This window comes from Serratia sp. X10 (assembly GCF_017811775.1).
GTDB lineage: Bacteria > Pseudomonadota > Gammaproteobacteria > Enterobacterales > Enterobacteriaceae > Serratia > Serratia ureilytica.
Map to the genome: position 1 here is coordinate 1,075,496 of NZ_JAEIOH010000001.1, position 23,068 is coordinate 1,098,563.

Here is a 23,068-nt window from a genome sequence, read left to right on the forward strand (position 1 = left end):
TTCGTCATTTTCGCCTACAGCCAGCGGCTGCGCTTCAGCCACCAGGCGACGCCAAGCACCAACCCGACCAGCATCAGGCAAAATGCCGCGAAACCGAAGGGGTTGCCGCCGCCCGGTATGCCGCCAAGGTTGACGCCAAACAGCCCGGTCAGGAAGGTGGTCGGCAGAAATACCATCGCCAACAATGACATGGTATAAGTGCGGCGGTTCATCGCGTCGGCCATCACCGTGGTAATTTCGTCGGACAAGATGGCGGTACGCGCGATGCTGCCGTCCAGATCGTCCAACCCGCGCCCCAGGCGATCCGCGATGTCCTGCATGCGGCGGCGATCGTCGTCGCTCATCCACGGCAGGCGATCGCTGGCCAGCCGTGCGAAAACGTCACGCTGCGGCGCCATATAACGGCGCAGTACGATAAGCTGTTTACGGATCAACGCCAGCTGGCCACGCTCCGGCACCTGCTGTTCCAGCAAGGCGTCCTCCAGATCGATAATCTTGTCGTGCAGATCCTCAATGAATTCGCTGGTGTGATCGGTCAACGCATCGGAAATCTCCACCAGCCAGTTGCCGCTGTTGGTCGGCCCGGCGCCGCTTTGCAAATCGTTCACCACCTGATCGATGGAATACACCTTGCGGTGCCGCGTGGAGATAATCAGTTTATCGGTGATGTACACGCGAATGGTGACCAACTGGTCTGGCCGTGAGTTGGCGTTAAAGTTGATGCTGCGCAGCGTGATCATGGTGCCTTCGCCCTGGCGGCTGACGCGCGGCCGTGAGCTTTCGCCGGAGAGCGCTTCGCGCACCGAGTCCGGCAGCAGCGGCGTGGTGCTCAGCCATTCGGCGCTGGCCGGGTGCGCGTAATCAAGATGCAGCCAGCAAGGCGCGTCGCAGGTGATCTTGTCATCCCGCTCGATCGGCGTGACGCCGCCCTTGCCATCCAGCTGGTAGGCGTAAACCGCGTCGGCGACCTGCAGCTCGCTCCCCTCAATCACATCCATTCATTTATCCCCTCAGTCTTGCTTATGTTGCTGAGTCTAGCGTTAACGCCTTGGAGATCAAAGACCAAGCTGTAACGCCAGTTTTCATGTTGTCCCATAAGCGTGGTCTATACTTCTGCTGCCAGGAACGCAAGACAGCCCGAGAGGAAACTCGCATGTTACAAATCAGCACCGCAGATATCTTGAAAATCGTCCTACCGACCGTCATTACGCTGTTTATCGCCGTGGTCAAAACGCCTTTTCGCATCCGGCGGGAAAACCACGATAAGCTGTTAAACCTGCTCGAATCCGTCGAGAAGCCCCAAAGCGCCCCCATACGTCTGTTGCGGTTTCGCGACTATATCGGCAACCGCAGCGCCGGCCTTGTTGCGCTGCAGCTGCTGCTGGCATTGCCGGATAGCGTAGCGGCGCTGGAACGCTATCGTTTCACCGGTGGCCGTCAGCAAATCTTGCGTGCCACGCCCGCAGGCTTCGTTTTGCGGCCAAGCGCCAATAACGCGTTCAAGCGTTTCTTGCTTTCCTGTCGCTATTTCTTGCTGTATTTGGTGTTCGTTACGTTGCTGGTGCTGTTCCCTGCGTTGACTCAATGGGGACTGCAGCAGTTAGGGGTCTTGATTACGCCCTATTCACTCCACTATCTGCCTAATGCGCGCATCACCGACGGCTGGCAGCTGCTGTTCCCCGGTTTATTATTTATTATCATTATGTTCAGCCTGGCATACCTGACCTTCAGGCAGCTGGCACGCGCGGGCAACCTCAGTTCGGAACGCGCCTTTTATCGCTACTATCAACGCGCGCGTGAGGAACAACGATGCCGGGAAGTCCTGAGACAACTGCGCGCTACGCTGCGCCGAACCTGACGAGAATGCGCCGCCTGCGCTGCATCGCAATGGCCGCCCTGCTGCTGTTCGGCCAATCGGCTCGTGCAGAGCCGGTGTTAGAACGCCTCGCCACGCCCTATCACGCGCCGACGGCGGCGGGTTCACTGCCTTATTTTGTCGCTCACGCTCACTCCCGCCAACCGCGCACCGCGCTGGTGGTGATGCACGGCCACCCGCGCGATGTCGCCAAGACATTGCAAGCGGCGATCGACGCCGCGCAGGGAGCGGGGGACAACAGCTTGCTGGTCGCCCCGCTGTTCCAGGTGCCGGAGACGCTCGCCGCACGCTGCCGTTCCGCAGGGCTACCGGCGCCGCAAGAGGGTGACGCCCTGTGGCGCTGCGACTCCTGGATCGAAGGCGGTTTGGATAATGGCGAGAAAACCGGCTCGTTCAACGCCATGGATAACCTGCTGGCCGATCTGAAACGGCGCTGGCCGTCGTTGCAGTCGATCACCGTCGCCGGTTTCTCCGCCGGTGCCCAATTCGTGCAGCATTATGTCGGCTTCGCCAACCCGCCGGACGGAGTGCGTCTGCGCTATGTCGTCGCCGATCCGGGCAGCTGGCTCTATTATGACAACCTGCGTCCCCAGCCCCTTCACCCGGAGCGCTGTGGCAGTGAAAAAACCTGTCGCTTCCGCTGGCAAACGCTGGACGCCGGCCAGTGCCCGCAGGCTAACCAGTGGAAATATGGTCCGGAAGCGCTTCCCGCTCATCTGCAGCGCACCGCCGACACAGCCCGCCGGCGCTATGCGGCGGCGGATATCTCCTATCTGGCCGCAGACGGTGATACCGGCACCGCGCCGGGCGCCTACTATCGGATACTCGACAAATCCTGCGCCGCCCAGCTGCAGGGCCCCTACCGGTTGCAGCGCGCCCTGGCCTATGCCGACTATGACCGGCGCTATCTGGCGCCGGAGAAGCCGCATCGGTTAACCCTCGTTCCCGGCTGTGGACACAACGTCGCCTGCGTCTTTCCCGCGCCGGCGGCCAGGCAAGCGCTGTTCCCCATTAATGCAGACTAATAATAACGGCATTGAAATAAACCATTGCCGATAAATCAGACAATATCGCCGATAAAGCGCTGGCAATGCCGTTATTATTATGACTTAACATATTGCTATCAATTTTAATTCAAAATGATAATAATAAATCAACACAAAGCTGTTTCAGCGCAAATTTTAGGGGCATATACTTTTCTCACTACGAGGAGGTAGTTATGTTACGCGACCATTTAAAAATAAACGCCAGCGATACACTGGAAAAAATCAGCAATATCCATTTGCAAAACCAGGGCCAGGAAGAGATCAGTGAGTTTGTGGTGAAAAACGCCGCCGGCCTGCAGATTGGCAAGGTCTCTGTCCACGATCGTTTCAGTACCCGTCGTTCTTATCCCACCAGCTACCGCATTACTCAGACCGATATGAGCGGCCGCGTAGTGGTGGACGCCATGCGGGACTGTCTGTAAGCGTAACCGCTCTCTGAAATAGACAATATTAATGTGATGATGGCAACCCTGTTTATTATTAAACGGGGTTTATCGCGTGGGAAAATTAATTAGCCTCGCGGTTTCACCGACGAGAAAATATCGCCCCCGCATTAGCCGGGGGCGATAAATAAACCGGTTCAGTGTTTGATGATATACATCGTCTGGCTGTAGGCCACGTCTTCCGGATTGGTGATCGGGTAGCCTTTTACCCACGGCTTGATCAGGCGGCCGTTGGTGTATTGGTATATCGGCGCGATCGGCGCCTGGTCGGCAATGATCTGTTCCATCTTGTTGTAATCGGCGGTCACCGCCGCCGGGTTGGTTTCCCGCCCCGCCTGCGCCAGCAGCTTGTCGTAGTCCGCGTTCTTGAACTTGGCGATATTGCCGCTGTGGGTGGAGGTGAGCAGCGACAGGAAGGTCGACGCCTCGTTATAGTCACCCACCCAGGAGGCGCGGATCACATCGAAATTGCCGGTATTGCGGCTGTCGATGTAGGTTTTCCACTCCTGGTTTTGCAACTTGACGTCAATCCCCAGCTTTTTCTTCCACATCGAGGCCACGGCGATGGCGATCTTCTGGTGGCTCTCCGAGGTGTTATACAGCAGCGTCAGCTTCAGCGGGTTGTTCGGGCCGTAACCGGCCGCCTGCAGCAATGCCTTGGCCTGCGCGTCCAGCTCCGCCTGCGGCTGCTGTTGCAGCAAACTCGCCTCGGGTTTGAACCCGGCGGTGACGTCCGGCGTGAAGTGATAAGCCGGTTTTTCACCGGTGCCCAACACTTTCTCCGCGATAATCTTGCGATCGATGGCGTAGGACAAGGCCTGACGCACCCGCACGTCGTTGGTCGGCGCACGCTGGGTGTTGAACGCGTAATAATAGGTGCCGAGCTGATCCGGAGTGTACACCTGCCCCGGAATGTCTTTCAGCAGCTTCTGATACATGTTTTTCGGGAAGGATTCGGTAATATCGATGTCACCCGCCAGGTAACGCTTGGTGGCGTTGGATTCCTGGTTGATCGGCACGAAGGTCACTTTGGTCAGCACGGTATGCGCATGATCCCAGTAATGGTCGTTAGGCGTCAGCACCAGCTTCTCGTTCACCACCCGCTCCTGCAGTTTGAACGCGCCGTTGCCCACCAGATTGCCGACCTTGGTCCAGTCGTTGCCGTATTTTTCCACCACCGCCTTGTTCACCGGGAACAGGCTGAAGTTGGCCGTCAGGCTGACGAAGTACGGCACCGGCTTGTCCAACTGCACCTTGAGTGTGTAGTCATCCGGCGCCGATACGCCCAAGCGATCGGCCGGCAGTTTGCCGCTGATGATCTGCTCGGCGTTCTGGATCCCCGCCAGCTGCGCGAACCAGGCGAAAGGCGACAGATTTTTCGGTTCTACCAGCCGCTGCCAGCTGTAGATGAAGTCTTTTGCCGTGACAGGGTCACCGTTTGACCAACGCGCGTCTTTACGCAGATGGAAAATATAAGTCTGGTTGTCGCTGGTCTGCCAGCGGGTGGCGACGCCGGGGATCACTTTGCCGTTGGCGTCCTGATTGACCAGCCCTTCGAACAGATCGCGCGCCAGCTGAGCCTCCGGCAAGCCAACCGCTTTGATCGGATCGAGCGAGGCCGGTTCGTCTTTAATGTGGCGCACGATTTCCTGTTTGTCCGCCAGCGCGGTGCCCGGGGGAACCTGCGCCGCCATGGCGCTGCTCATACAGGCGCCGATCGCCGCCGCGCAGAGCGCCAAACGAAAACCCCGTTGCATTTTTTTTCCCGTCATTATGATTTGTCCCCCGTTAACCATCTGAATTTTTTATCATATAGCACAAGATCCATCCGGCCTAGAGCCCGCGGGCAAGAAGTTGCAAAAAGTGCGATTCAGGCGATAAAAAACCCGTGCGGCGCAGGGCGGCACGGGTGGGATTGCGGCAGCGACCGTCAGTCGTACAGGTGGATGCTGTTGATGCGATAGCTGAACTCTTCACCCTCTTCTTCATCGAACACGGTGAAGAAGCCTTTCTCAGCCAGCGGACGAGCCGAGATATCGGTTTTTTGCAGCTGACGCGCATCCGCGTCGTCGTAGCCGTAGTCGAGATAGAAGGCATCTTTCTGGTAATCGATATGCAGGGTGAACGGATAGTTCGATTCGTCCCCGCGCCCGTCGTCATTTTTCACCACGCCGAACCATTCCCCCTGACGGATCTGGTTTTCAGCGTCTACGCCGCACAGCAGCGTGATGGTGTCATTTTCATTTTCGCTATAGCTGGCGATGATTCTGGCTACTGGCATGTTAAATCCTCTTGCGGGTGATTGGCTTAACTCTGCCGTTAGTATAACAATAGCCTCAGGTCAGGTGCGGTTTAATTGGCGTTTTCGCCGCTACCGCATCACAGATCGCGCAAACGCCGCACAATTGCGATGGGAAAGAAGTCTTAAAGCGTAATACACTGAATAAAATGACAATGACTCTCGGCCTTTAACTCAGGGACAACACCATGACCGAACATCGACCGCGCAGTGAACGTGGCCAGTTGGCCGTCGCAGGAGAGAACTACGGCAGCTCGCTGCTGGGCGCGCCGCTGCTCTATTTCCCGGCGGCGGTCAGCGGCCCGGAAACCGGGCTGATCATCGCCGGCACCCACGGCGATGAGAGCGCCGCCATCGTAACCCTGTCCTGCGCGCTGCGCAGCATCGCCCCCGAACAGTTGCGCCACCACGTGGTGCTGGCGGTCAACCCCGACGGCTGTCAGCTGGGGCTGCGCGCCAATGCCAACGGCGTCGATCTGAACCGCAACTTCCCGGCCGCCAACTGGCGCTCCGGCGACACCGTCTATCGCTGGAACAGCGCGGCGCCGGTGCGCGACGTCAGGCTCTCCACCGGCGGGCGCCCCGGCTCCGAACCGGAAACCCAGGCGCTGTGTCATCTGATCCATCGCCTGAAGCCGCATTGGGTGGTGTCGTTCCATGAGCCGCTGGCCTGCATCGAAGATCCCGCCAGCTCGCGGCTCGGCGTTTGGCTGTCGCACAAGTTCGAACTCCCGCTGGTGACCAGCGTCGGCTATGAAACGCCCGGTTCGTTCGGCAGCTGGTGCGCGGATCTGTCGCTGCCGTGCATCACCGCCGAATTCCCGCCGATCTCCGCCGATGCCGCCAGCGAGCGCTACATCGACGCCATGACCGAACTGTTGACCTACCCGAATTAATCCCTACGGGGCGAGATCGACGATCGCCCCGCATTCGAACGCCAGACCCGGTTCGACGTCCCGCGCCAGCCAGGTCGGGCCGTCCAGATCGACGAAGCGCGCCGCCGGCGCCAGCGGCAAGGCGGCGGATATCGCCCGCGACGTGCACAACATGCAGCCGAGCATGATGGCGAATCCCTGTTCGCGCGCGGCCTGCGCCAGCGCCAGCGCCTCGGTCAAACCGCCGGTTTTGTCCAGTTTGATGTTGACCATCTGATAGCGTTGCGCCAGCCGCGGCAGATCGGCGCGGGTGTGGCAGCTCTCATCGGCGCAGATCGGCAGCGGATGAATAAAGTGTTCCAATGCGGCGTCGTCACCGGCCGGCAGCGGCTGCTCCAGCATCGCCACGCCGAGATCGGCCAACAGCTGGCAGCGCGCCGCCAGCCCTTCCGCCTGCCAGGATTCATTGGCGTCGACAATCAGCGTCGCCTGCGGCACCGCGGCGCGGATCGCCACCAGCCGTTCACTGATATAGTGATCGTCGAGTTTGATCTTCAGCAGCGTGGCGCCCTGCCGCTCCAGCTCACGCGCGGCGAAGGCCATCGCTTCCGGCGTACCGATGCTGACGGTCTGCGCCATGCGGATCTGCGCCGGCGCCGTCACGCCGCTGCGCTGCCACAGGGTCTGCCCGTGCAGACAACACTCCAGATCCCACAGCGCCGAGTCCAGCGCGTTGCGGGCCGCGCCCGCCGGCATCTGCGTCAGTAGCTGCTCGCGGGTGATGCCCTGCGCGATCGCCGGCGCCATCTCAGCCAGCTGCGCCATCACCGATTCCTCGCTCTCGCCATAGCGCGGATACGGCGTGCATTCGCCGACGCCGCGCATGCCCTGCTGTTCGATTTCGACCACCACCACCCGGGCTTCGGTGCGGCTGCCGCGCGCGATCACGAAGGCGGTGTGCAGCGGCCAGGCTTCCGGGTAAAAACGCATGTCTCTCATAACGGCTCCTGAGCGAAAACTGCGCATCCAGGCAGGCTGATGCGCCGGTGATGTTTTATAGAACAGCCTAATATATACAACTATTTAGCAAACTTTGATATCCAATCCGCCCCGCTTGTCATAAACTGGCGTCAGAGTGTGAACCTGATGTTAACAGCCGTCGCCGGCGCGCCGCTCCATCAGGTTCATATCCTTTGTATAAACACCTGTAAAAGGAATCTAGCAATGACTCAGACAGTACATTTTCAAGGCAATCCGGTCAGCGTAGCGGGCAAACTGCCACAGCAGGGCGAACAGGCCAAGGCCTTCTCGCTGGTTGCCAAAGACCTGTCAGACGTAGCGCTGAGCAGCTTCGCGGGTAAACGCAAAGTCCTGAACATCTTCCCAAGCATCGATACCGGCGTCTGCGCGACGTCGGTGCGTAAATTCAACCAATTGGCCAGCGGCCTGGATAATACCGTGGTGCTGTGCATCTCCGCCGATCTGCCGTTCGCCCAGTCTCGTTTCTGCGGCGCGGAAGGCCTGAGCAACGTGGTCACGCTGTCAACCCTGCGCGGCGCCGAGTTCAAACAGGCGTACGGCGTTGAAATCGCCGAAGGTCCATTGGCGGGCCTGACCGCGCGTGCGGTCGTGGTGCTGGATGGCCAGGACAACGTGCTGTACAGCGAGCTGGTGAACGAAATCACCACCGAGCCGGATTACGACGCGGCGCTGGCAGCGCTGAAATAATAAAGCCGGCGAACGCCGGCTTTGGATACACGGGAAGGCGCCGCAAGGCGCCTTTTTTATTCTTCGCCCTCAGCGCCGCCTTTGCGGCTGCTCAGGCCATACTCGCGCAGCTTGTTGGCGATGGCGGTATGGGAAACGCCCAACCGCTTCGCCAGCTTGCGGGTGCTGGGATAGGTGCGATACAGGCGCGTCAGCACCGAGCGCTCGAAACGCTTGCTGATGTCGTCCAGCGAACCGTCCAGCACCTCGTCGCCCAGCGACATCTCCACCTCGAACTCCGGCAACACGATATCCTGCGGCCGCAGTTCGTAGCCTTCGGTTTGCGTCAGCGCGCGGTAGATGGCGTTTTTCAGCTGGCGCACGTTGCCCGGCCAGCCGTATTTGCTGAGGAAACCGCCCAGATCGTTCGCCAGCTTGGGCCGCGCCACGCCCTGCTCATCGGCGAAGCGCGCCACGAACAGCTCGGTCAGCGGCATGATGTCCTGCGGACGTTCGCGCAGCGGCGGAATGGTGATGGTCAGCACGTTGAGGCGATAATAGAGGTCTTCGCGGAATTCGCCGCGCTGCACCAGCTCGGTCAGGTTCTTCTGGGTGGCGCAGATCACGCGCACGTCAACGTGCACCTCATGCTCTTCGCCGACCCGGCGGAACGTGCCGTCATTGAGAAAGCGCAACAGTTTGGTCTGCATGCGCGGCGACATTTCGCCAATCTCATCCAGCAGCACCGAACCGCCGTTGGCCTGCTCGAAGAAGCCCTTTTTACCTTCCAGCGCGTTGGGATAAGCGCCCGGCGCATGGCCGAACAGCTCGCTCTCCACCACGTCATCCGGCAGCGCGGCGCAGTTCAGCGCCAGGAACGGCTGTTTGCCGCGCGGGCTGCGCAGGTGGCAGGCGCGAGCCAGAATATCCTTGCCGGTGCCGGTATCGCCCACGATCAGCAGCGGCGCATCGAGCATCGCCAGTTTGCGCGCCTGCTCCAGCACGTGACGCATCTTGGCGCTCACCGCGACGATGTGATCGAATTCGGTATCGTCGTTCACCGACAGATTTTGCAGTTGGCGGCCCATGCGCGCGGTGGACTTCAACATCACCACCGCGCCGACCGCAGCCGGCTGTTGCTGTTCGTCCTCCAGATAGATAGGCGTAATGTCCATCAGGAAGTCCTGGCTGCGGATCACCACCCGTTCTGAGTGCGGCGCCGTATGCTCACTCTCCAGCCAGCGGCTGAAGTTATAGCCGCCGATCAGCGCCCCGGCGGTCTGGTTGCGGATCTTGTCTTCGTTCAGGCTGAACAACGCCAGCGCCGCCGGATTGGCCAGCTCGACCTTGCCCTTCATGTCGATAGAGAACACCGGCTCCGGCATCGACTCCAGCAGCGCACGCAGCGCGCGATGCTCGCGTTCGGAAGGCATAAAGCTGACGGTGCGCACGTCGGTCACGCCGGCGATGCGACGGATCTCCGCCATCAGCGCGCGGAAAGTATCGAAGTCCAGCTGGGAGAAATTGAGGTAAATGCGGCCGATGGGATCGATCTCGATGCCACGTAAGTCAATGCTGCGCGATACCAAAAGATCGAGTAATTCTCGAGTGAGACCGAGGCGGTCTTCGCAAAATACTTCCAAACGCATCAGTGTTGGCCTTATCTCTGCAGGTGCGGGGATCGTTAGCGATGATGATACTCCCTCGCACCGGGCGGTAGAAGCGATCTGTCAGCAAAAGTTGACAGAACTCTGATTTATTGCCGTGGTTGCTGATTTTAAACGCAAGCGAATAACAGCATCGGCGTCATTTTAGCCCACAAACAGAGAGTTATCACAAACAGAATTAATTTTGCAGGTATTTATCACGCAAGCGCAGGGGGATCGACTATCGTCAAGTCTCGATTACGTCCGGCGTTGGCGCTGGTGAAATAACGGCGCTGCCAGGAGCGCCGTCGCGGGGTTATTTGGCCTTGCCGTCGCTCTTTTTCAGCGTGTCTTTCAATTGGCCGATCAGCTGGCTGCGGAAATCGCCAAGCTTCGGTTTCTCCCCTTCCAGCCACGGCAGCGGGCGACACAGTTCCATCGCCTTGATGCCCAGCCGCGCGGTCAACAACCCGGCGCCGATGCCCTGCGCCGCGCGCGCCGACAGCCGCGCCGCCAGATCCTGCGACATCCAGTCCATGCCCACTTCGCGCACCAGTTCGGAGGCGCCGGCGAAGGCGATGTTGAGCAGCACCAGCCGGAACAAACGAATGCGGCTGAAGTAGCCCAGTTCGATGCCGTACAGCGCGGCGATGCGGTTAATCAAACGGATGTTGCGCCAGGCGATAAACGCCATATCCACCAGCGCCAACGGGCTGACGGCAATCATCAGCGTCGATTCGGCGGCGGAGCGGCTGATTTCGCGCCGCGCCTGATTGTCGAGCACCGGCTGCACCAGTTTGGCGTACAGCTCCACCACTTCACGGTCATTTTGGGTTTCATGCAGCGAGGCCTGCCAACGCTGCAGCGCCGGATGCCCCTGATCCAGCCCGGCCTGGCGCGCCAGCTTCTCGCAGAATTCGCGCCCTTGCCCCAGTCCGTGGCTGTGCAACAGATCGCGCGCCACGTCGCGCTCTTCCGCGCGCTGGCGCAGCCGATACAAACGCCGCCACTCGGTGACCACCGAACCGACGCCGGCGAACACGATCAGGCCGCCGGCCACGCCGCCGCCCATGGCGATCCAGTCCTGCTGCACCCAGGCGGTATGCACCCACTGCACGCCCTGCGCCACCACGCTGACGCCGAACAGCGCCAGCCCGGCGGTGACCATTTTGCGCCACAGGCTGCGTTTCGGCTTCAGCGCAGCGTTGATGATGCCCTCGGCGCGCCCTTCTTCCTCCTCCTGCTGCAGCTCCGGCGCCGCCGGAAAGAAGCTCTCCGCCTGCTCGGCGTCGAAAGCGACGCCGGCGCGCAACGTCGGTTCCTGCGGCGGCTGCAACGGCTCGTCAAAATCGATACGCGGTTTGATCGGCTCGCTCATCGCAATTTGTCTCCCAGTAAAAATTCCATCACCGCATCCAGACGGATATGCGGCAACGGGCTGTCCACGCTCATGGCACGCGGGCGAAACTCATCGAAGTGGAATCCCTGGCTCTGCCAGAACGCCGGCCCCGGCAAACGGGCCGGCACTTCGCCGGGGAACACCGTCAGCGGCGCGCCGTCGCTGAGGCGATTGCCCTTCAGCGCCGGAATACGCTGCCCCTGATGATCGACAATGCCGCTCTCGGTCGCCTGCACCGAGGCCAGGCCGACGCAATCCATGCTGATGCCTTCGAACGCCGCGTTCTGCCACGCCTCTTGCACCAGCTGTTGCAGCAACGACACCAGATTGGCGTGCTGATCGGCGGTGATGTGGTCCGCCTTGGTGGCGGCGAACATCAGTTTGTCGATGGTCGGCGAGAACAAGCGGCGAAACAGCGTGCGCTTGCCGTAATGGAAGCTCTGCATCAGTTGGGTCAGCGCCAGGCGCATGTCGTTGAACGCCTGCGGGCCGCTGTTGAGCGGCTGCAGGCAGTCGACCAGCACGATTTGCCGATCGAAACGGACGAAATGCTCTTTATAGAAGTTTTTGACGATCGACTGGCAGTAATAATTGAAGCGAGCGCGCAGCATGCCGATATTGGTGTGTTTGTCGGCCTGCGCCAGTTTCGACTCGCCCACCGCGGCAACATCGGGCCACGGGAAAAACTGCAGCGCCGGCGCGCCGGCCATGTCGCCCGGCAGCACGAAACGGCCCGGCTGAATGAAGTGCAGACCTTCGCTTTTGCAGCACAGCAGATAATCGGTGTAGGCCTGGGCGATCGCCGCCAGGCGGTTTTCGTCGGCCGGCGCCAGCGGATCGCAGGTTTTGCACAGCTCAAGCCAGGGCTTGGCCCATTCGGCTCGTTCGCCCTGCAGCAGCCCGGTCATCTGGCGCGACCAGGCCAGGTAATCCTGCTCGAGCATCGGCAGATCCAGCAACCATTCGCCCGGATAATCGACGATCTCCAGGTACAGTGTCGAGGTGTCTTTGAAATGGCGCAGCAACGAGTCGTTGGAGCGGTAACGCAGCGCCAGTCGGATTTCGCTGACGCCGCGCGTCGGCGTCGGCCAGGACGGCGGCGCGCCGTACAGCTGCGCCAGCCCTTCGTCGTAGGTGAAACGTTGGATGCCGAGATCGCGCTGCGGGATGCGCTTGACGCCCAGCAGGCGTTCTTCGCGCACCGGTGAAAACAGTGGCATGCGCGCGCCGCTGTGCACATGCAGCAGTTGATTGACGAAGGCGGTGATAAAGGCGGTTTTGCCGCTGCGGCTCAGGCCGGTCACCGCCAGGCGCAGATGGCGATCCATTCCGCGGTTGACCAGCGAGGTTAACTCATTTTGCAGTCGTTTCATTGCTCTCCTTGACGTAACGCCCGAATGCCTTGTTCAGGCCTTTACGGAACAGCGGCTCCAGCACCAGCGCCAGCACGAAGCGCACCGGTTTGCGGCCGACGGTCTTCAACAGCCAGCCGGCGGCGCCCGCCGGGCCATAGTTCAATAACGCTATGATGATGACTTTAGCCAATGTCTTCAACATTGCCGCCGCTCCTGATTTAAATCCACCCGTTCTGGTGGCGTTCGCGACATCAATTTTATTCATGACAATGCCCTCCGGCACAAGACGATTAAGATGACCTTCAACGGGATGACGGCGGCGAGATATCCGGCCTGCACAGGCCGGATATCGCAAGAAGAGTTACAGCTTGCGGAAGCGGCTCTGAACGCCGAAGGTGTCGGACGTCACGTAACGCTCGACCTGACGCAGCTGCTGTTCGCCGCTGCCCAGCTCATATTCCAGCTGATCGAGCAACTGGCGCGGCGTCTTCTGATGCTCGCCCTCGAAACGGCTGGCCGGCGCTTCGTCCAACACGAACACCAGCGCGATATAAGCCACCAGCGTGAAGAAAAACAGCCCAAAGAACAGCGACAGCACCACCATCACCCGGATCAGGCGCACCGGCACGTCGAAATAGTGAGCCAGACCGGCGCAGACGCCTTTTACCATGCCTTCTTCGGGTACGCGATAAAGCTTTTTACTGCCCAGCGTCATGCTCATCAGGACTGTCTCCAGTTCGGGTGTTCCGCATCGAGGATCTCTTCCAGCGCCTGAATGCGTTCACGCATGCGTTTGGCGTCTTCCGCCAGCTGCGCCAGGCGCTGCATTTCTTGCTGACTCAGCTGGATGCCGGTCTGTTGCCGATTGCTGTAATGCAGCCAAAGCCAAATCGGCGCGACAAACAGCACGAAAATTGTCAGCGGAATGGCAAGTAATAAAGCACTCATTGTTATTCCTTCTTATCGGATCCTGGATAGGCGGCCACCTCCGGCGTGTGGCCGCGGTTCGCCTTACTCGGAGCGGTTCATCTTGGCTTTCAGCGCCGCCAGTTGCTCACTGATGGCGTCGTCGGCTTTCAGCTCGGCAAACTCCTGGTCCAGCGACTTCTTTTTACCGATGCTGATGCTTTCCGCTTCGGCTTCCATATGGTCGATGCGACGTTCGAACTGTTCGAAACGCGCCATCGCCTCATCCAGCTTGCCGCTGTCGAGCTGACGGCGCACCTCGCGCGAGGAAGATGCGGCCTGATGACGCAGCGCCAGGGCCTGCTGCCGCGCGCGGGTTTCGGTCAGCTTGTTTTCCAGCTCACCGATTTCGCTCTTCATGCGCGCCAGCGTTTCTTCTACGGTCGCCACTTCCTGCGTCAGCGTGGCGATCAGGTCGGCAACCTTTTGTTTTTCGATCAGCGCCGCGCGGGCCAAGTCTTCTTTATCTTTGCGCAGTGCCAGCTCGGCTTTTTCCTGCCAGTCGCTTACCTGGCTTTCACCCTGCTCGATGCGACGCAGCAACTGCTTTTTCTCCGCCAGCGCGCGCGCCGACGTAGAACGGACTTCAACCAGCGTGTCCTCCATCTCTTGGATCATCAACCGCACCAGCTTCTGCGGATCTTCCGCCTTGTCCAGCAGGGTGTTGATGTTGGCGTTCACGATGTCGGCAAAACGAGAAAAAATACCCATAATTCACTTCCTCTTGGTTCTGATGGCGTCTGAAGCGCCGCGTTAAGTCGTACAGCTTGCCCAAAGAGATAATCAAAACCCGTGCCAACTTTTATCCAATTGAAAAACAACAACTCTTTATTTTTGACTCTCTGCGCGCTTGCTGTAGAGTGATTATTTTCACCAAACATTGGCGAATTTCATCATGAACGAACAGCCAGAGAATTTGTTGGGCGAAGCAAACGCCTTTGTCGAAGTATTGGAGCAAGTCTCCCAGGTGGCAAAGCTAAACAAACCGGTGCTGGTGATCGGCGAGCGCGGCACCGGCAAAGAGCTGATCGCCCATCGTCTGCACTACCTCTCCAACCGTTGGCAAGGGCCGTTCATCTCGCTCAACTGTGCGGCGCTGAATGAAAACCTGCTGGACTCCGAGCTGTTCGGCCACGAGGCTGGCGCCTTTACCGGTGCGCAGAAACGTCATCTGGGCCGCTTCGAGCGCGCCGACGGCGGCACGCTGTTCCTCGATGAGCTGGCGACCGCGCCAATGCTGGTGCAGGAGAAATTGCTGCGGGTGATCGAATACGGCCAACTGGAACGCGTGGGCGGCAGCCAGCCGCTGCGGGTAGATGTGCGCCTGGTGTGCGCCACCAACGACGATCTGCCGGCGCTGGCGGCGGCGGGCAAGTTCCGCGCCGATCTGCTGGATCGGCTGGCGTTCGACGTGGTGCAGCTGCCGCCGCTGCGCCAACGCCGGCCCGACATCATGCTGCTGGCCGAGCACTTCGCCATTCAAATGTGCCGTGAGCTGGCGCTGCCGCTGTTTCCCGGCTTTACCGAACACGCCAGGCAGACGTTGCTCAACTACGGCTGGCCGGGCAACGTGCGCGAACTGAAAAACGTGGTGGAACGTTCGGTCTATCGTCACGGCGACAGCGACAACCCGCTGGATGAGATCGTCATCAACCCGTTTGCGCCACGCGAGGCCACGCCGCTTACGCCTGCCCCTGAAGGCGCCGGCGCGTTGCCGGCGCTGCCGCTCGAGCTGAAAAACTGGCAGTTGGAGCAAGAGAAGGCGCTGATCGAAGCAGCGCTGCAGCAAGGCCGGTTCAACCAGCGCAAGGCGGCGCAGCTGCTGGGGCTCACCTACCATCAGCTACGCGGTATGCTGAAAAAGCATGCGCTGCTGCAAAACGGCGAGCAAGACGAGGAATAACAGACAAAAAAAAAGCCAGCACCCGAGCTGGCTTAAAAAACACTGGAAGCAATGTGAGCAATGTCGTGCCTTCCACATCAGAGCCGCAAACTGTGGCCTTCCGTGAACTGCCAGGCGATGATAATAGTTATCAGTATCGTCTGTAAAGCACTTTGTTGAGAATTTTTCTCATTACCACACGAAGATTGCGCAATTACCACTCAGGGAACGGGTCTGCCATCTCCAGCCAATAGTCCACGCCGGCGGCCATTTCGTCGTCGCTCAGCAGGCAGTCGTCCAGCAGACGCACGATCGCCGCCTGTTGCAAGTGCTGGCCGATAAACACCAGCTCCTGGCGCATGTCGCCGAACGGCTCCACCCATTTCTCCTGTATATGCGCCCGCGTTTGCGGATCTTGTGGCCAATTGTCTTGCGGGATCGCGCGCCAAAAGGTGCCCGCCAGGCCGTAATGGGCGATGCCGCCGGCCTGGCTCCACTGCCCGGCCTGCCGCGGCCGCGTCGCCAGCCAGAAGAAGCCTTTCGAACGCAGCAGCTTACCGCCGCCCCAGTCGCCGTTGATCACGCGGTAGAACTTGTCCGGCGCAAACGGCCGCCGCGCCTGATAGACAAAGCTGCTGATGCCGTAGCTTTCCGTTTCCGGCACGTGTTCGCCGCGCAGCTCTTTCAGCCAGCCGGGCGCCTGCTGGGCCTTTTCAAAACTGAAGCTGCCGGTATTCAGCACCGCCTCCAGCGGCAGTTTGCCCGGTGCGATCGGCACAATGCGGGCGTCGGGATTCAGGCTGGCCAGCAGCGCCATCACTTCGCCCTGTTGCGTTGGCGTCAACAGATCGGTCTTGCTGACCAGGATCACGTCGCAGAATTCAATTTGCTCAATCAACAGGTCCGCCACGCTGCGCAGATCGTCCTCGCCCAGGCTTTGGCCGGCCTCCTGCAGGCTTTGCGCCTGTTGATACTGCTGGATAAAATTCACCCCGTCGACCACCGTCACCAGGGTATCCAGCCGGGCGAACTGCGACAGGCTTTCCCCTTGTTCATCCTCAAAGGTAAAGGTTTCCGCCACCGGCAGCGGTTCGGAGATGCCGCTCGATTCGATCAACAGATAATCGAAGCGCCCGTCCTGCGCCAGCTCGCGCACCGACACCAGCAGGTCTTCGCGCAGCGTGCAGCAGATGCAGCCGTTGCTCATCTCCACCAGCTTCTCCTGCTGGCGATCGAGGCGCATTTCATTCTCCACCAGCGCGGCGTCGATATTCACCTCGCTCATGTCGTTGACGATCACCGCCACGCGCATGCCCTGCCGGTTGTTCAGAATATGGTTCAGCACCGTAGTCTTGCCGGCGCCGAGAAAGCCGGAAAGCACGGTCACGGGAAGTTGTTTCATGGGGACCTCATTAAAATTCATTGCGTAATGCCTGGTAACCGCGCACCAGTTCGACGTTGGTGGCGGCCACTTCTTCCGAAAACTGCAGCGCGCCGCGATCGACCTGGCGATAGCGCGACAAATCGCTGTCCGGCCCCACGCGTTCGGTCGACGGGATATAGCGGTTTTCCGGCAGCGTTACGCCGTCCACGACCGCGTTGTAGCGCACCACGCAGCCGGACTGAACGTGGCAGTTGAACAGCACGCTGTTGAAGCCGATAAACACCCGATCGTCGATGCGGCACGGGCCGTGCACAATGGCGCGGTGGGCGATCGAGCTGTAACGGCCAATTGTCACCGCCGCCCCGCTCTTGGAATGGATCACCACGCCGTCCTGAATATTGGAGTGCGAACCGATGACGATCGGCTCCATGTCGCCGACGGCGTTCAACTCATCGGCGCGAATTACCGCATAAGGGCCGACGTAAACGAAATCTTCAACGATCACCCGGCCGCAAATAATGGCGGTGGGATCGATGTAGGCCAGCGGCGAGACCTGCGGCAGATGGCCACTGGGATTTTTACGCAGCATGGTGTTCTCCCCGCCAGCTCAGCTCCGCCACCGCATTGTGGGCATGCAGGCTCTCTTGATGCTCGACGCGCAGCGAGAAGGCGCGGTAGTCGCACTGGCTGCGCAGCATGCGATACAGGCGGCGCGCCGCGTCTTCGCAAAACATCAGGTTCTGACCGTTGGCCAATGCGAAGGCCTGTTCGTCGCTGCGTTTCACCAGCGTTTGCACCGGCGTGCCCAGCGCGTGTTCGATGCGGTCAATCAGTTTCACCGGCTCAAACGCCCGTTCATTCTCGGGCGTCACGGTGATCCAGGCCCAGCTGCGCTGGCTGTGGGGGGTGGCCGGCATCCCTTGCTCCAGCAGCCACTCGCTCACCTGCCGTTGGCTGACCCGCTCCGCCGCCTGTTCAAAATCAAACTGGAACTGTTGCTGCGCCAGCTGGCGGCTGAGCGCCGCCGAACTCGGGCAGGTGGAGGAATAAGGCACGCCGACGGTCAGCGCCAGCGTCAGCGTATCCGTCAGAGTGGCCTCGATACGCAGCGGATAGGCTTTCCAGCCGCGCTGCGGCGACAGCAGCGCCGGGCGTGACAGCAACAGCTCGCCACTGATCGACAAGCTGGCGCGATCGCTGTGTTCCGGCTGCGAAGCCAAAAAGGCCTGCAGCGTAAGGCCGATGCGCTGCGGCGTCAGCTCGCCCTGCGTCAACTCGTCCAGCGCCAGATACAGCCGCGACATGTGAATACCGCGCTCGCCCGCCGCCTCGGCGCGCAGGTTGATACCGGCGTCGACCTTCGCCATCAATGGCTTGCCGACCAGCTCCAGCGGCAGCGCGATCCCTTGCATCCCGACCCAATCGAGCCCGACATCACTCATTTCGCCGCGCCATGCCTGAGCATCCGGCAGCGAACGGCGTGGTGGAAGTGCAACTTCGTTCATACATCCCCTTGCGTTATTGTGACTTTGCCGGGGAACGGTAACATGATTTTGTTATATTATAACATAACATGAAAAACTTTTTTCCTGCCCCTGAACGAGCTGATTAATCAAGTCGCAGAAAACTCAGCGATTTTGCTCAATGGATTGGGCTGCTGGTCAGAGTGCGATACACTAACGCTATTGCTGATTAACCCATGAGCCTCTATGCGTGGTTTACCCTTTTGGATACTGTCGTTGTGCCTGACGGGCTCTGCCCTGGCCGCGACAACACCGCCCGCGCCCAGCGCGGCGCCGCTGCCGGACATTCGCCAGAGCGGCTTTGTTTATTGCGTCAGCGGCATACTGAATACCTTCAACCCGCAAATGGCCAGCAGCGGCCTGACGGTGGATACCCTGGCCGCCCAGCTGTACGATCGCCTGCTGGACGTCGACCCCTACACCTATCGCCTGATCCCCGAGCTGGCGCAGAGCTGGGAGGTGCTGGACAACGGCGCCACCTACCGCTTCCATCTGCGCAAGGACGTGCCGTTTCAGACCACCGCCTGGTTCACGCCCACCCGCAAGATGAACGCCGACGACGTGGTATTCAGCTTCGCCCGGGTATTCGATCAGAAACATCCGTATCACGACGTGAACGGCGGCGAATACCCCTATTTCGACAGCCTGCAGTTCGGCGATTCGGTGCAGAGCGTGAGAAAGCTCGACGACTATACGGTGGAGATTCGCCTGCAGTCGCCGGACGCCTCGTTCCTGTGGCACCTGGCGACCCACTACGCGCCGGTGCTGTCCTCCGAGTACGCCGATCTGCTGAAGCGTGAGGGCCATCAGGAGCTGATCGACCGCGAGCCGGTCGGCAGCGGCCCGTTCCTGCTCAACGAATACCGCTCGGGGCAATATATTCGCCTGGCGCGCAACGCCGCCTACTGGAAAGGGCTGCCGCGCATGCCGCAGGTGGTGATCGATCTGGGCGCCGGCGGCACCGGCCGCCTCTCCAAACTGCTGACCGGCGAATGCGACGTGCTGGCTTATCCGGCGGCCAGCCAGCTGTCTATCCTGCGCGACGATCCACGCCTGCGCCTGACGCTGCGTCCGGGGATGAACATCGCCTATCTGGCGTTCAACACCCGCAAACCGCCGCTCGACAACCTCAATGTGCGCCAGGCGATCTCGCTGGCGATCAACAACCAGCGGTTGATGCAGTCGATCTATTACGGCACGGCGGAAACCGCCGCCTCGATCTTGCCGCGCGCCTCCTGGGCCTATGACAACGACGCGCACGTCACCGAGTACGATCCGGCCAAATCTCGCGAGATGCTGCGGCAGGCCGGCGTCGGCCAGTTGAACCTGAAGCTGTGGGTGCCGACCGCCTCGCAGTCTTACAACCCGAGCCCGCTGAAAACCGCCGAGCTGATCCAGGCCGACCTCGGCCAGGTAGGCATCAACGTCACCATCGTGCCGGTGGAGGGCCGCTTCCAGGAAGCGCGCCTGATGGAGATGAACCACGATCTGACCCTGACCGGCTGGGCCACCGACAGCAACGATCCGGACAGCTTCTTCCGGCCGCTGCTGAGCTGCGCGGCAATCCGTTCGCAAACCAACTATGCTCACTGGTGTGACCCGAGCTTCGACGAAGTGCTGCAGAACGCGCTGCTGTCGCAGCAGCTGTCTCAGCGCATCGACAACTACCGCAAGGCGCAGAAAATCCTCGAGCAGCAGTTGCCGGTGCTGCCGCTGGCGTCTTCCCTGCGCCTGCAGGCCTATCGTTACGACATCAAGGGATTGGTGCTGAGCCCATTCGGCAACGCTTCGTTCGCCGGGGTGTACCGTGAATCCGCGCCGGAGGTGAAAAAGTGATTATCTTTACCCTGCGCCGCATTCTGCTGCTGCTGATCACGCTGTTCTTCCTGACGCTGGTCAGCTTCAGCCTGAGCTATTTCACGCCGCGCGCGCCGCTGAACGGCGCCGCCCTGCTGGACGCCTATCAGTTCTACTTCGTCAGCCTGCTGCACTGGGACTTCGGCGTCTCCAGCATCAACGGCCAGGCGATCAGCGAACAGCTGCGCGAAGTGTTCCCGGCCACCATGGAACTGTGCCTGCTGGCCTTCGCCCTGGCGCTGTTTATCGGCATTCCGCTGGGCATCATCGCCGGCGTGCTGCGCGGCAAGTGGCAGGACACCGCCATCAGCACCTTCGCGCTGCTGGGCTTTTCGATGCCGGTGTTCTGGCTGGCGCTGCTGCTGATGCTGTTCTTCTCGCTGCATCTCGGCTGGCTGCCGGTTTCCGGCCGTTTCGATCTGCTGTATCAGGTGAAACCCATCACCGGTTTCGCGCTGATCGACGCCTGGCTGTCGGACTCGCCGTATCGCGCCGAGATGATCGGCAGCGCCCTGCGCCACATGATCCTGCCGATCGCCGCGCTGGCGGTGGCGCCCACCACCGAAGTGGTGCGGCTGATGCGCATCAGTACCGATGACGTGCTGAGCCAAAACTACATCAAGGCCGCCGCCACCCGCGGCCTGTCGCGCTTTACCATTATTCGTCGCCACGTGTTGCACAACGCGCTGCCGCCGATCGTGCCCAAACTCGGGCTGCAGTTCTCCACCATGCTCACGCTGGCAATGATCACCGAAGTGGTGTTCAGCTGGCCGGGTCTCGGCCGCTGGCTGATCAACGCCATTCGCCAACAGGACTATGCGGCGATCTCCGCCGGCGTGATGGTGGTCGGCACGCTGGTGATCACCATTAACGTGCTGGCCGACATTCTGGGTGCGGCAACCAACCCGCTGAAACATAAGGAATGGTATGCCCTTCGATAACGTATACCGCGAGAAAAAGATGCCGAGCCCGCTGCGCTACACCTGGCGGATTTTCTACGGCGACGCGCTGGCGATGATCGGTTTTTACGGCGTGATCGCCCTGCTGCTGCTGTCGCTGTTCGGCAGCCTGCTGGCGCCCTACGCGCTGGATCAGCAGTTCCTCGGCTATCAACTGCTGCCGCCGTCCTGGTCGCGCTACGGCAACGTGTCGTTCTTCCTCGGCACCGACGATCTCGGGCGCGACATCCTCAGCCGCCTGTTAACCGGCACCGCCGCCACCTTCGGTTCCGCGCTGGCGGTGACGCTGGCCGCGGCGTTCTGCGGGGTGATCCTCGGCGTGTTCGCCGGCGTCACCCACGGGCTGCGCTCGGCGGTGCTCAACCACATCCTCGATACCCTGCTGTCGATTCCGTCGCTGCTGCTGGCGATCGTGGTGGTGGCGTTTATCGGCCCCAAACTTGAACACGCCATGCTGGCGGTGTGGCTCGCCTTGTTGCCGCGCATGGTGCGCACCATCTACAGCGCGGTGCACGACGAACTGGAGAAAGAGTACGTGGTGGCGGCCCGGCTTGACGGCGCCTCCACGCTGCAGATCCTGTGGTACGCGGTCATGCCGAACATCGCGGCGGTGCTGGTGACCGAGTTCACCCGCGCGCTGTCGATGGCCATTTTGGATATCGCCGCACTCGGCTTCCTCGATCTCGGCGCGCAGTTGCCTTCGCCGGAATGGGGAGCGATGCTCGGCGATTCGCTTGAGCTGGTGTACGTCGCGCCCTGGACGGTGATGCTGCCCGGCGCGGCCATTCTCGTCAGCGTGCTGCTGGTTAACCTGTTAGGCGACGGTATGCGCCGCGCAATCAATGCCGGGGTGGAATAATGCCGTTACTCGATATCCGCAATTTGACGATTGAATTTATGACCGCCGAAGGGCCGGTCAAGGCGGTCGATCGCGTCAGCATGACGCTGACCGAGGGCGAGGTGCGCGGACTGGTGGGCGAATCGGGCTCCGGCAAGAGCCTGATCGCCAAGGCCATCTGCGGCGTAACCAAAGATAACTGGCGCGTCACCGCCGATCGCTTTCGTTTCGACGACATCGATCTGCTGCAGCTGAGCCCGCGCGAGCGGCGCAGGCTGGTGGGCCACAACGTCTCAATGATCTTCCAGGAGCCGCAGTCCTGTCTCGACCCTTCCGAAAGCATCGGCCGTCAGCTGGCGCAGGCCATCCCGGGCTGGACCTACAAGGGCCACTGGTGGCAGCGCTTCAACTGGCGCAAACGCCGCGCCATCGAATTGCTGCACCGCGTCGGTATCAAGGATCATGACGACATCATGGGCAGCTTCCCGTACGAGCTGACGGAAGGCGAGTGCCAGAAAGTGATGATCGCCATCGCGCTGGCCAACCAACCGCGCCTGCTGATCGCCGATGAGCCGACCAACGCCATGGAACCGACCACGCAGGCGCAGATTTTCCGTCTGTTGGCGCGCCTCAACCAGAACAACAACACCACCATTCTGCTGATCAGCCACGACCTGCAGATGATGAGCAAGTGGGCCGATCGGGTGAACGTGCTGTACTGCGGGCAAACGGTGGAGAGCGCCCAGTGCGAAGAGTTGCTGGCGGCGCCGCACCACCCGTACACCCAGGCGCTGATCCGCGCCATGCCAGACTTCGGCCGCTCGCTGCCGCACAAAAGCCGGTTGAATACGCTGCCGGGCGCCATTCCTTCGCTGGAACACCTGCCGATCGGCTGCCGTCTGGGGCCGCGTTGCCCTTACGCGCAGAAGAAGTGCATCGAAACGCCGCGCCTGCGCCCGGTCAAGAACCACTTCTTTGCCTGCCACTTCCCGCTGAACATGGAGGAGCAATAA

24 protein-coding genes are annotated in these 23,068 nt (G+C 60.7%); 10 read left to right on the forward strand and 14 right to left on the reverse strand.

What is annotated here, in order from left to right; translation table 11 throughout:
- Positions 1 to 14: 14 nt before the first annotated feature.
- Complete coding sequence (zntB, locus tag J9788_RS05235; protein ID WP_033643224.1) at positions 15 to 998, reverse strand: zinc transporter ZntB; 984 nt, start codon at positions 996 to 998, stop codon at positions 15 to 17.
- Between the two features lie 50 nt (positions 999 to 1,048).
- Here zntB and J9788_RS05240 point away from each other — a divergent pair, with 50 nt between their 5' ends.
- The 3 genes from J9788_RS05240 to J9788_RS05250 all read left to right on the forward strand — a co-directional run bounded on the left by J9788_RS05240 (position 1,049) and on the right by J9788_RS05250 (position 3,344).
- Positions 1,049 to 1,858 carry a hypothetical protein gene (locus tag J9788_RS05240; RefSeq protein ID WP_227414458.1) on the forward strand — a complete coding sequence of 270 codons (810 nt, stop codon included), beginning with the start codon at positions 1,049 to 1,051 and terminating at the stop codon, positions 1,856 to 1,858.
- Positions 1,810 to 2,901, forward strand: a complete 1,092-nt coding sequence (locus tag J9788_RS05245; RefSeq protein WP_182264374.1) for a hypothetical protein — start codon at positions 1,810 to 1,812, stop codon at positions 2,899 to 2,901. The genes J9788_RS05240 and J9788_RS05245 overlap by 49 nt, the downstream gene beginning before the upstream one ends.
- A 194-nt stretch (positions 2,902 to 3,095) precedes the next feature.
- Entirely contained in the window at positions 3,096 to 3,344 is a 249-nt protein-coding gene (locus J9788_RS05250) for a hypothetical protein (protein ID WP_004930507.1), read from the forward strand.
- 158 nt (positions 3,345 to 3,502) lie between these two features.
- Here the strand turns inward: J9788_RS05250 and J9788_RS05255 are convergent, their stop codons facing one another.
- Together J9788_RS05255 and J9788_RS05260 are read right to left on the reverse strand one after the other, a co-directional pair.
- On the reverse strand, positions 3,503 to 5,137 hold the full coding sequence (locus tag J9788_RS05255) for an ABC transporter substrate-binding protein (RefSeq protein WP_182264373.1): 1,635 nt from the start codon (positions 5,135 to 5,137) through the stop codon (positions 3,503 to 3,505).
- A gap of 158 nt (positions 5,138 to 5,295) precedes the next feature.
- Entirely contained in the window at positions 5,296 to 5,646 is a 351-nt protein-coding gene (locus J9788_RS05260) for a hypothetical protein (protein ID WP_015378006.1), read from the reverse strand.
- A gap of 206 nt (positions 5,647 to 5,852) precedes the next feature.
- On the opposite strand from J9788_RS05260, the gene mpaA reads away from it, so the two are divergent.
- Positions 5,853 to 6,560 carry a murein tripeptide amidase MpaA gene (gene mpaA, locus J9788_RS05265; protein ID WP_033643228.1) on the forward strand — a complete coding sequence of 236 codons (708 nt, stop codon included), beginning with the start codon at positions 5,853 to 5,855 and terminating at the stop codon, positions 6,558 to 6,560.
- Between the two features lie 3 nt (positions 6,561 to 6,563).
- On the opposite strand, the gene ycjG is transcribed toward mpaA, so the two are convergent.
- Positions 6,564 to 7,538 carry an L-Ala-D/L-Glu epimerase gene (gene ycjG / locus J9788_RS05270; RefSeq protein ID WP_182264372.1) on the reverse strand — a complete coding sequence of 325 codons (975 nt, stop codon included), beginning with the start codon at positions 7,536 to 7,538 and terminating at the stop codon, positions 6,564 to 6,566.
- 225 nt (positions 7,539 to 7,763) lie between these two features.
- Between ycjG and tpx the strand changes: the two genes are divergently transcribed.
- Positions 7,764 to 8,267 carry a thiol peroxidase gene (gene tpx, locus J9788_RS05275; RefSeq protein WP_004930536.1) on the forward strand — a complete coding sequence of 168 codons (504 nt, stop codon included), beginning with the start codon at positions 7,764 to 7,766 and terminating at the stop codon, positions 8,265 to 8,267.
- A 56-nt stretch (positions 8,268 to 8,323) separates the two neighbouring features.
- Here tpx and tyrR read toward each other — a convergent pair whose 3' ends face one another.
- From tyrR to pspA, 7 genes are all read right to left on the reverse strand, one after another.
- On the reverse strand, positions 8,324 to 9,895 hold the full coding sequence (gene tyrR / locus J9788_RS05280) for a transcriptional regulator TyrR (protein WP_046898224.1): 1,572 nt from the start codon (positions 9,893 to 9,895) through the stop codon (positions 8,324 to 8,326).
- A gap of 313 nt (positions 9,896 to 10,208) precedes the next feature.
- On the reverse strand, positions 10,209 to 11,270 hold the full coding sequence (locus J9788_RS05285; RefSeq protein ID WP_182264371.1) for a YcjF family protein: 1,062 nt from the start codon (positions 11,268 to 11,270) through the stop codon (positions 10,209 to 10,211).
- Positions 11,267 to 12,664, reverse strand: coding sequence for a YcjX family protein (locus J9788_RS05290; protein ID WP_182264370.1), 1,398 nt, complete (start codon positions 12,662 to 12,664; stop codon positions 11,267 to 11,269). The genes J9788_RS05285 and J9788_RS05290 overlap by 4 nt, the downstream gene beginning before the upstream one ends.
- Positions 12,645 to 12,911, reverse strand: a complete 267-nt coding sequence (gene pspD / locus J9788_RS05295; RefSeq protein ID WP_071991647.1) for a phage shock protein PspD — start codon at positions 12,909 to 12,911, stop codon at positions 12,645 to 12,647. The genes J9788_RS05290 and pspD overlap by 20 nt, the downstream gene beginning before the upstream one ends.
- Positions 12,912 to 13,007: 96 nt before the next feature.
- A complete protein-coding gene (gene pspC, locus J9788_RS05300) occupies positions 13,008 to 13,367 on the reverse strand; it encodes an envelope stress response membrane protein PspC (RefSeq protein ID WP_033643233.1) in 360 nt (119 codons plus the stop codon).
- Complete coding sequence (gene pspB / locus J9788_RS05305; RefSeq protein ID WP_004930553.1) at positions 13,367 to 13,594, reverse strand: envelope stress response membrane protein PspB; 228 nt, start codon at positions 13,592 to 13,594, stop codon at positions 13,367 to 13,369. Before pspB ends, pspC begins: the two co-directional genes overlap by 1 nt.
- Positions 13,595 to 13,657: 63 nt before the next feature.
- Positions 13,658 to 14,323 carry a phage shock protein PspA gene (gene pspA, locus J9788_RS05310; protein WP_004930555.1) on the reverse strand — a complete coding sequence of 222 codons (666 nt, stop codon included), beginning with the start codon at positions 14,321 to 14,323 and terminating at the stop codon, positions 13,658 to 13,660.
- Positions 14,324 to 14,507: 184 nt separating this feature from the next.
- Here pspA and pspF point away from each other — a divergent pair, with 184 nt between their 5' ends.
- Positions 14,508 to 15,515, forward strand: coding sequence for a phage shock protein operon transcriptional activator (gene pspF / locus J9788_RS05315; protein WP_046898220.1), 1,008 nt, complete (start codon positions 14,508 to 14,510; stop codon positions 15,513 to 15,515).
- A gap of 193 nt (positions 15,516 to 15,708) precedes the next feature.
- Here pspF and zigA read toward each other — a convergent pair whose 3' ends face one another.
- The 3 genes from zigA to folE2 are packed head-to-tail and all read right to left on the reverse strand — an operon-like array spanning position 15,709 to position 18,383.
- A complete protein-coding gene (gene zigA, locus J9788_RS05320) occupies positions 15,709 to 16,896 on the reverse strand; it encodes a zinc metallochaperone GTPase ZigA (RefSeq protein ID WP_182264369.1) in 1,188 nt (395 codons plus the stop codon).
- Positions 16,897 to 16,906: 10 nt separating this feature from the next.
- Complete coding sequence (locus J9788_RS05325; RefSeq protein ID WP_033643236.1) at positions 16,907 to 17,467, reverse strand: carbonate dehydratase; 561 nt, start codon at positions 17,465 to 17,467, stop codon at positions 16,907 to 16,909.
- Positions 17,457 to 18,383, reverse strand: coding sequence for a GTP cyclohydrolase FolE2 (folE2, locus tag J9788_RS05330; RefSeq protein ID WP_182264368.1), 927 nt, complete (start codon positions 18,381 to 18,383; stop codon positions 17,457 to 17,459). Before folE2 ends, J9788_RS05325 begins: the two co-directional genes overlap by 11 nt.
- Positions 18,384 to 18,587: 204 nt before the next feature.
- Between folE2 and sapA the strand changes: the two genes are divergently transcribed.
- The 4 genes from sapA to sapD are packed head-to-tail and all read left to right on the forward strand — an operon-like array spanning position 18,588 to position 23,068.
- Complete coding sequence (gene sapA / locus J9788_RS05335) at positions 18,588 to 20,237, forward strand: ABC transporter substrate-binding protein SapA (protein ID WP_182264367.1); 1,650 nt, start codon at positions 18,588 to 18,590, stop codon at positions 20,235 to 20,237.
- Positions 20,234 to 21,199: a putrescine export ABC transporter permease SapB gene (sapB, locus tag J9788_RS05340; RefSeq protein ID WP_004930575.1), complete on the forward strand. Its 966-nt coding sequence runs from the start codon at positions 20,234 to 20,236 to the stop codon at positions 21,197 to 21,199. The genes sapA and sapB overlap by 4 nt, the downstream gene beginning before the upstream one ends.
- Positions 21,186 to 22,076 carry a putrescine export ABC transporter permease SapC gene (sapC, locus tag J9788_RS05345; RefSeq protein ID WP_004930580.1) on the forward strand — a complete coding sequence of 297 codons (891 nt, stop codon included), beginning with the start codon at positions 21,186 to 21,188 and terminating at the stop codon, positions 22,074 to 22,076. The genes sapB and sapC overlap by 14 nt, the downstream gene beginning before the upstream one ends.
- Entirely contained in the window at positions 22,076 to 23,068 is a 993-nt protein-coding gene (gene sapD, locus J9788_RS05350; protein WP_004930587.1) for a putrescine export ABC transporter ATP-binding protein SapD, read from the forward strand. Before sapC ends, sapD begins: the two co-directional genes overlap by 1 nt.

What these genes read in the sequence shown, in the direction of transcription:
- zntB (WP_033643224.1), bottom strand. Translation starts at nt 998, where the DNA reads ATGGATGTGATTGAGGGGAGCGAGCTGCAGGTCGCCGACGCGGTTTAC.
- J9788_RS05245 (WP_182264374.1), top strand. Translation starts at nt 1,810, where the DNA reads ATGCCGGGAAGTCCTGAGACAACTGCGCGCTACGCTGCGCCGAACCTG.
- J9788_RS05250 (WP_004930507.1), top strand. Translation starts at nt 3,096, where the DNA reads ATGTTACGCGACCATTTAAAAATAAACGCCAGCGATACACTGGAAAAA.
- J9788_RS05255 (WP_182264373.1), bottom strand. Translation starts at nt 5,137, where the DNA reads ATGACGGGAAAAAAAATGCAACGGGGTTTTCGTTTGGCGCTCTGCGCG.
- J9788_RS05260 (WP_015378006.1), bottom strand. Translation starts at nt 5,646, where the DNA reads ATGCCAGTAGCCAGAATCATCGCCAGCTATAGCGAAAATGAAAATGAC.
- mpaA (WP_033643228.1), top strand. Translation starts at nt 5,853, where the DNA reads ATGACCGAACATCGACCGCGCAGTGAACGTGGCCAGTTGGCCGTCGCA.
- ycjG (WP_182264372.1), bottom strand. Translation starts at nt 7,538, where the DNA reads ATGAGAGACATGCGTTTTTACCCGGAAGCCTGGCCGCTGCACACCGCC.
- tpx (WP_004930536.1), top strand. Translation starts at nt 7,764, where the DNA reads ATGACTCAGACAGTACATTTTCAAGGCAATCCGGTCAGCGTAGCGGGC.
- tyrR (WP_046898224.1), bottom strand. Translation starts at nt 9,895, where the DNA reads ATGCGTTTGGAAGTATTTTGCGAAGACCGCCTCGGTCTCACTCGAGAA.
- J9788_RS05285 (WP_182264371.1), bottom strand. Translation starts at nt 11,270, where the DNA reads ATGAGCGAGCCGATCAAACCGCGTATCGATTTTGACGAGCCGTTGCAG.
- J9788_RS05290 (WP_182264370.1), bottom strand. Translation starts at nt 12,664, where the DNA reads ATGAAACGACTGCAAAATGAGTTAACCTCGCTGGTCAACCGCGGAATG.
- pspD (WP_071991647.1), bottom strand. Translation starts at nt 12,911, where the DNA reads ATGAATAAAATTGATGTCGCGAACGCCACCAGAACGGGTGGATTTAAA.
- pspC (WP_033643233.1), bottom strand. Translation starts at nt 13,367, where the DNA reads ATGAGCATGACGCTGGGCAGTAAAAAGCTTTATCGCGTACCCGAAGAA.
- pspB (WP_004930553.1), bottom strand. Translation starts at nt 13,594, where the DNA reads ATGAGTGCTTTATTACTTGCCATTCCGCTGACAATTTTCGTGCTGTTT.
- pspA (WP_004930555.1), bottom strand. Translation starts at nt 14,323, where the DNA reads ATGGGTATTTTTTCTCGTTTTGCCGACATCGTGAACGCCAACATCAAC.
- pspF (WP_046898220.1), top strand. Translation starts at nt 14,508, where the DNA reads ATGAACGAACAGCCAGAGAATTTGTTGGGCGAAGCAAACGCCTTTGTC.
- zigA (WP_182264369.1), bottom strand. Translation starts at nt 16,896, where the DNA reads ATGAAACAACTTCCCGTGACCGTGCTTTCCGGCTTTCTCGGCGCCGGC.
- J9788_RS05325 (WP_033643236.1), bottom strand. Translation starts at nt 17,467, where the DNA reads ATGCTGCGTAAAAATCCCAGTGGCCATCTGCCGCAGGTCTCGCCGCTG.
- folE2 (WP_182264368.1), bottom strand. Translation starts at nt 18,383, where the DNA reads ATGAACGAAGTTGCACTTCCACCACGCCGTTCGCTGCCGGATGCTCAG.
- sapA (WP_182264367.1), top strand. Translation starts at nt 18,588, where the DNA reads ATGCGTGGTTTACCCTTTTGGATACTGTCGTTGTGCCTGACGGGCTCT.
- sapC (WP_004930580.1), top strand. Translation starts at nt 21,186, where the DNA reads ATGCCCTTCGATAACGTATACCGCGAGAAAAAGATGCCGAGCCCGCTG.
- sapD (WP_004930587.1), top strand. Translation starts at nt 22,076, where the DNA reads ATGCCGTTACTCGATATCCGCAATTTGACGATTGAATTTATGACCGCC.